Origin of the sequence: Mycobacterium sp. (genome assembly GCF_050701675.1) — a bacterium.
In the GTDB taxonomy this organism is placed as follows: domain Bacteria; phylum Actinomycetota; class Actinomycetes; order Mycobacteriales; family Mycobacteriaceae; genus Mycobacterium.
This window is the reverse complement of record NZ_JBOGDD010000288.1, coordinates 1-5,011: the sequence shown is the minus strand read 5'-3', so window position 1 is coordinate 5,011 and position 5,011 is coordinate 1. Positions and strand designations below refer to the sequence as shown.

General features: G+C 66.8%; 4 protein-coding genes and 1 pseudogene. 1 reads left to right on the top strand and 4 read right to left on the bottom strand.

Annotated elements, in window-relative coordinates; all coding sequences use genetic code 11:
• Positions 1-1,028, bottom strand: a 1,028-nt coding sequence (locus tag ACRDUX_RS08535) for a cytochrome P450 (RefSeq protein ID WP_526412883.1), incomplete at its 3' end; no start/stop codon positions are given.
• 229 nt (positions 1,029-1,257) lie between these two features.
• Between ACRDUX_RS08535 and ACRDUX_RS08530 the strand changes: the two genes are divergently transcribed.
• Positions 1,258-1,815 carry a hypothetical protein gene (locus tag ACRDUX_RS08530; protein ID WP_526412881.1) on the top strand — a complete coding sequence of 186 codons (558 nt, stop codon included), beginning with the start codon at positions 1,258-1,260 and terminating at the stop codon, positions 1,813-1,815.
• A 12-nt stretch (positions 1,816-1,827) separates the two neighbouring features.
• Here the strand turns inward: ACRDUX_RS08530 and ACRDUX_RS08525 are convergent, their stop codons facing one another.
• From ACRDUX_RS08525 to ACRDUX_RS08515, 3 genes and pseudogenes are all read right to left on the bottom strand, one after another.
• Positions 1,828-4,059: a molybdopterin-dependent oxidoreductase gene (locus ACRDUX_RS08525; RefSeq protein WP_526412879.1), complete on the bottom strand. Its 2,232-nt coding sequence runs from the start codon at positions 4,057-4,059 to the stop codon at positions 1,828-1,830.
• Positions 4,049-4,615, bottom strand: coding sequence for a TetR/AcrR family transcriptional regulator (locus ACRDUX_RS08520; RefSeq protein ID WP_526412885.1), 567 nt, complete (start codon positions 4,613-4,615; stop codon positions 4,049-4,051). Before ACRDUX_RS08520 ends, ACRDUX_RS08525 begins: the two co-directional genes overlap by 11 nt.
• Positions 4,591-5,011, bottom strand: a pseudogene (locus tag ACRDUX_RS08515) (hypothetical protein); the annotation flags it as partial. The gene ACRDUX_RS08520 and the pseudogene ACRDUX_RS08515, both read right to left, overlap by 25 nt.

Below are 5,011 nucleotides of genomic sequence, written 5' to 3'. Positions count from 1 at the left end.
ATGTAGGGGTCATCGAAGACGTCCTCGTCGAAGTTGGCGGAGCGGTACATCATGACCACCCGCTGACCCTTCTTGATCTGCACGCCGTCCAACTCGGTGTCCTCGAGCGCGGTGCGCTGAAACGACGTGACCGGGGTGGCCCACCGGACGATCTCGTCGGCGGCGGTGCCGGGACGTTCCCTCTTGAACAGCTCCCACTGGTCGGGGAATTCGGAGAAGGCCATCATGCCCTGGGTGATCGAGTTGCGGGTGGTCTCGTTGCCCGCGACCGCCAGCAGGATGACGAAGAAGCCGAGCTCGTCATCGGAGAGCTTGTGGCCCTCGACGTCGGCCTGAACCAGCTTCGTGACGAGATCCTCGCCGGGCGTATCGGCGCGCTCGGCCGCGAGTTGCATGCCGTACGTGATCAGCTCGACGGAGGCGCTGATGGCGTCGTTGTTCGCGAACTCGGGGTCCATGTCGCCGACCATCTGATTGGACCAGTGAAACAGTTTCATCCGGTCCTCCTGCGGCACGCCCATCAAGCCGGCGATGGCCTGCAGGGGGAGTTCGCAGGAGACCTGCTCGACGAAGTCGCCGGATCCCTCCGCGGCCGCCTTGTTCGCGATGTCGCGGGCGCGTTCGGCCAGCTCCTCCCGCAACCGTTCGACCGCACGCGGGGTGAACGCGCGCGACACGATCTTGCGCAGATGGGTGTGGTGTGGCGCGTCCATGTTGAGCAAGACGAACTTGCCGGTCTCTATCTGGGCAGCCACGGTGCCGTCGGCGTATCGCGGTAGTGCGGTCTTCTCAAGGCTCGAGAAGACGTCGCTGCGACGGGACACCTCCTTGACGTCCTTGTGCTTGGTGACCACCCAGAAGCCGCCGTCACCGAACCCGCCCTTGTCAGCTGCCTGTTCGTTCCACCAGATCGGGGCGACCCTCCGCATCTCGGCCAACTCGGCGACCGGCAGGCGCTCGGCGTAGATGTCGGGGTCGGTGAAGTCGAATCCGGCTGGCAGATTCGGACTGGTCGCAACATGCGGCATGTTTCGAGGACTCCTCGTGACGACGTGATCTAGTCGGATAAGGCATTGCTACACCACTGGTCGCGGGTGTTGGGCGGGTTTCGGAAACTCGCGAGTAGAACGTGTTACCGCCGCCGGTCCGAACCCGATTCCCAGGTCCCAGGGATTGCGCTGTAACGAAAATGGGGAGATTCTGGATTGACCCACTAGCACCATCAGTCCCTGAGGCCACACGGGAAGGGGTTGGCAAATGAAGTCGACCGAGACGACCAGGGTTGCGGCAGCGCTGGCAAGCTGCTCGACGGGTCTCTTCCTGGCGGTGATGGCGACCGCGTCACCCGCAGGCGCCGACCCGGCGGACCCCATCCCGCCGGCCCCACCGGCGCCGGTCAGCAGCACCGCCCCCGCGCCCCCGTCGGCCGCCACCGTTCAGTCCGCGGACACGGACGCCGCAACGTTGCCGCCGAACGGGATACCCCACCTCGCCAGTCCCGATGCCCTACCACCGGGTTCGACGATGGTGCCCCAGGACAATGATTCGCCGAACGTCAGCTATCTGAGGGATCTGTGGCAGGCGGTGCAGAACCACGAGATCAGCGGCAAGGAAGCGCTGGTGATGGGCCTCGCGCAGCGTGGCATGAACACCCCCTACCCCGATCAGGCTCCCGGCCCGAACGTTCCGATCACTCCGGCCGACCCCGCGCAGGCGCCTGCTCTTCCGGCACCGCCGCCAGCTCTCCCGGCACCGCCGCCAGCCCTCCCGGCACCGCCGCCTCCTCCTGGTGACCCACTTCCGCCGACTCCGTAGTGCCTCTGGCCGCTACGTCGATAGGGCTTCCACTCGCGCGGGTACGTGTTTGTGCCACGGGGTCCCGGCGTACGCATCGCGCCACTCCGTCGACGTGAGTGCGTTGGGCGCTACGCCGGGGACGGTGCGGCTACCGTCCGCCTCGATGTAGTCGACGCCGTATCCATTGGGCAGGGATACGTGTCCGGCCAACATCGCGTCAGTGATCTCCACGGTGGCCTCGGCGGTGCCCGCCGCCGTCGTGATCCGAGCGCGACCGCCGTCCGAGACGCCGATGGCGACGGCGTCCTGCGGGCTCATCCGCAGTGCCCCGTCGACATCCCGCTTGCGCCAACTCGGGTTGCGCAGGATGTCGTTGGCGGTGTACGCACGTCGTTCCCCGGCGGACAGCACCATGGGGAACTCCGCGCTGGTGTGCTCACTGCGCTCGGACCGTAGCGCTCGGATGTCGTCGAGCATCTCCGGTATCTCGACCGCAATCCGGTGATCGGAGTGGGTGATGAGCGCGTAGTCGTCGGAGTATTCGTGCACGGTGAAGGTCACCCCCGACCGGCCGGTGAGGATCGCCTCGAACAACGCGTTGCCATCGGCGTGTCCGGCCCGCTGCACCGCATCCGGATAGGCCATCGCCGTCTTCTGGGCGAGACCCCAGAGCGCGGCCGCACCCGCCAGTCCGTCGGGAAGCGACGGTCCGAGCGTCTCGTACAGGACATACGGCAGGACTCGGCCCATCGCCGGATTCGCGCTCACCGCCACGAGGAAGGCGTCGGTATAGGCATCGAGTCCCTCCGCGGCGGCACGGCGAAGCGGCGTCAACTCGGCATCGTCGACGACGTCGAGTGCGCGAACCAACCGTGCCCAGATCTCGGGTTCGGCCAGCGTCCCCGGCAGCGGGTCGAGCAGGGGATGGCGGAGGTGAAACGTGTTGTGCGGGAACTCGAGATTGAAGAACGTCGCCTCCGGCTTCTCGAACTGACTCGCCGCGGGAAGCACGTAGTCGGCGAGCCGGGCGGTCTCGGTCATGGCGACGTCGATCACGACCAACAGATCCAGCGATTCGAGGGCGGCGCGCACCGCGACCGAATCGGCGACCGAGTGCGCGGGGTTGCTGCTCTCGACGATCATTCCGCGGAAGCGGGCCGGATGGTCGGTCAGGATCTCCTGCGGCACCACATTGCTCGGCACCAGACCTGCGATGATCGGGGCACCCGTGACCGGCGTCCGGCCGACACCGCCGGCGGCGAACAGCGGCGCGAACGACGAATGCAGATGCTGTGCACCACGTTTGGCGAAGTTACCGGTGAGAATCCACAGCAGCTTGTTCAGATACGAGCAGAGCGTGCTGTTGGGCGCCTGCTGGATGCCGAGGTCCTCGAACACCGACACGCTGTCGGCAGCCGCGACCCTGCGGGATGCGGCGCGCAGCAGATCCTCGTCCACGCCGCACCGTTGCGCGTACTCGCCGACCGGCACGTCTGCCAAGGCCTCGCGCACGGGCTGGAAGCCGTTGACGTGCTCGGCGAGAAAGCCCTCGTCGCAGAGCTTCTCCTGCACCAGCACCGCGGCCAGCGCCGCAAGGCACCATGCGTCGGTGCCAGGGCGCACGCGAAGGTGGAAGTCCGCGAGCTTGGCTGTGTCGGTCACCACGGGGTCGATCACGATCATCGAGCGCGTCGGATCCTTCGCGATCTCGTTGAGCACCACTCGCGCCCGCGGAAAGCTCTGGGACATCCACGGGTTCTTCCCGATGAACACCGACACCTCGGCATGCTCGAACTCGCCGCGGGTGTGGCCGCCGTAGAGGTGGGCGTCGACCCAGTGCTCACCGGTCTTCTCCTGTGCCAACGCATTCGACCGGTAGCGGGATCCGATCGCCTTGAGGAACGCCCCGCTGTAGGCGCCACCGAGATGGTTGCCCTGCCCGCCACCCCCGTAGTAGAAGATCTTGTCGCCACCGTGCTCGTCGCGGATCTTCGAGAAGCCCTCGGCGATCTCGACGATGGCGGTGTCCCAGTCGATCTCCTCGTAGCTGCCGTCGACGCGCCTTCGCAACGGCGAGGTCAGCCGGTTGCGGCTGTTCTGGTAGTGGTCGAGTCGGAGCGCCTTGTTGCACGTGTAGCCCTGCGACGCCGGATGCTCCTTGTCGCCGCGAATCTTGATGAGCCGACGGTCCTCGACTTGTACGACGACGCCACAGTTGCACTCGCAGAGAATGCATGCGGTCGGTTGCCATTCACCCGTCATGTCTCGGGCTCCTCTCCTCGGCCTGCAGAAGTACTCGTAGTTGGCGGTGGGTGGAATCGAGGGGGCCGACGTCGCGGGTGGCTCTGGCGATCACCACGGCACCCTCGATGGCAGCAGTGACGAACATCGAGAGCTCGGCCGCACGGTCGGCCACCACGCCGTCGTCGGAGAGCCGTTGGGCGATCAGGTCGGTCCAGCGCGTGAAGGCGGCCCCGGCCCGCTCGAGCACCGCGCCGTTGTCAGCCTTGCCGGAGTCGCCTGCCTCGACGGCGACGGCCACCACCGGGCATCCCGCGCGGTACTCGCTCTCGATCAGCTGGGTTCGGAACCCGGCGACGATTTCGTCGAGCACGTCCAGACCCGTCGCAGCGCGGGAGATCCGTCGGGCGACGTGGTTACTCGCGAAGTCGACGGCCTCGCAGAGCAACTGCGCACGCCCACCTGGGAAGTAGTGATATGCCGAGCCTCGGGGGGCGCCGCTGTGTTCGAGGACGTCCGATATCGCCGTCGAATGGGCGCCGCGTTCGCGTATCAGGACTGCTGCTGAGGCGACCATCCGGTCGCGCGGGCTGACCACGTCGCGGTCTCCTTCGGCGAGGAATTATGTAAGGCATCATACATAGACTCTGCATCGTGGGCAGCCCGCTCGAGAAGTGTGCGTACCACGTCGACGTGGGTGCGCTCGACGGCTGCCCACAGCGGACGGGTCGCGACGGTGCGGTGCTGCAGGAAGGTGGCGAACAGCAGGCCTTCCGGCCTGATCGTGATGAGCAGTTGGCCTGGCATGCCGATGCGCGAGTCGGCCGCGAGCAGGACGACCTCGGGCGTGCTGCGCCGTATCGGCCAACCAAGCACCGAACCCGAGCCGACGCCGGCATTGGAGCCGACCTTCAGGCCGAGCGCCTTCCAGCCCGAAAGCAGCTGGGATCGCATGGATGCGGGCGCGTCCTCC

Bases quoted from the DNA above. Each gene is read 5' to 3' on its own strand.
- ACRDUX_RS08530 (WP_526412881.1), top strand. From the start codon at position 1,258: ATGAAGTCGACCGAGACGACCAGGGTTGCGGCAGCGCTGGCAAGCTGC.
- ACRDUX_RS08525 (WP_526412879.1), bottom strand. From the start codon at position 4,059: ATGACGGGTGAATGGCAACCGACCGCATGCATTCTCTGCGAGTGCAAC.
- ACRDUX_RS08520 (WP_526412885.1), bottom strand. From the start codon at position 4,615: ATGGTCGCCTCAGCAGCAGTCCTGATACGCGAACGCGGCGCCCATTCG.